Here is a 1,223-nt window from a genome sequence, read left to right as displayed (position 1 = left end):
ACCTAGATTCAAAGTCTAAAGGTGTGTAAATTTTTTCAAACTCAACATGGTCCTTAAAGTTTTCCATGCCAGGTAGTTCGGCTATTCTACTATAAATATGCTCCTTATAAGACTGGGTTCTTTCATCATCCCAACTTATATTCTTGTGAGTAAGGTTTGGGACTGGTACAAGTACATATAAAACCTCTTTTCCTTCAGGAGCAAGTGAAGGGTCCAATTGTGTAGGCCTATAAAAGTACATAGATGCATCCATAGGTATTCTTCCTTCAAAAATATCGTCTATATTTCCATCAAAATCATTTCCAAATAGTATGTTGTGTAAATCGAACTGGTCTAAATTCTTATCTATCCCTAAATACATCATAAAGCAGGAGCAAGAGCAGTCCATTTTATCAATTTTTTCATCCCTATATCTTTTCTCTTTTTCATTATCATTAAGTAAGTTTTTCATTGCATAAGGAAAGTCAGCATTGCAAAGAATCTTTCCCGCTTCTTCTACTTGATCTCCTACTTTTACTCCTACTGCCTTCTGGTTTTCTACAACTATTTTCTCTACTTTTGAATTCAAGTGTACTACTCCACCTAGTTCTTTAAAAAGCTTCTCCATTCCAAGGACTAGGCTATACATACCACCCTTTATAAACCAAACACCATATATCATTTCGATTAATGGTATTATATTGTATATAGATGGCCCGATGTAGTATAATGTTATATGGCTATTAATTGTACATATTATATTTAAACAGGAAGGGGGAAGTAGTATGATTCTACAAGAAGATTATAAGTACTATAAAGAAATAATAAAAATAAACTCAAAATCGTTTTTCAAGGCTTTTTCCATACTACCAAAGGTAAAGCGAGATAGTGTCTATGCTATATATGCATTTTGTAGGCAGGCGGATGATGCTATTGATAAATGGGGGAGCATGGAAAAACTTTTGAAATTAGAAAAGCAATTGAATGGTTTTTTAGAGGCTAGAGAATTAGACAATCCTATTTTCAGAGCCCTTAAAGATACTTTTAGTAAGTTTGATCTAGATATAGAACCTTTCTACCATATGCTGGAAGGACAAAAAATGGATTATAAATTTAGCCAGCCTGAAAATATAGAAGAATTTAAAGATTATTGCTATCATGTGGCAGGAAGTGTTGGACTTATGCTTCTACCAATAATAGCTACAGAGAATAAAGAAGAGTTAAAGAATATTGCAACCGGTCTA

General features: G+C 33.2%; 2 protein-coding genes. One reads left to right on the top strand and one right to left on the bottom strand.

Annotated elements, in window-relative coordinates; genetic code table 11:
* On the bottom strand, positions 1-628 hold a 628-nt coding region (locus ACTHW2_RS12555), incomplete at its 3' end, for a phytoene desaturase family protein (protein WP_442264240.1).
* A 136-nt stretch (positions 629-764) separates the two neighbouring features.
* On the opposite strand from ACTHW2_RS12555, the gene ACTHW2_RS12550 reads away from it, so the two are divergent.
* A partial coding sequence (locus ACTHW2_RS12550; RefSeq protein ID WP_442264239.1) for a phytoene/squalene synthase family protein occupies positions 765-1,223 on the top strand: 459 nt, incomplete at its 3' end.

It is taken from the genome of Tissierella sp., assembly GCF_052089545.1.
Classification (GTDB): domain Bacteria; phylum Bacillota; class Clostridia; order Tissierellales; family Tissierellaceae; genus Tissierella_A.
This window is presented reverse-complemented; position numbering and strand designations above follow the sequence as displayed.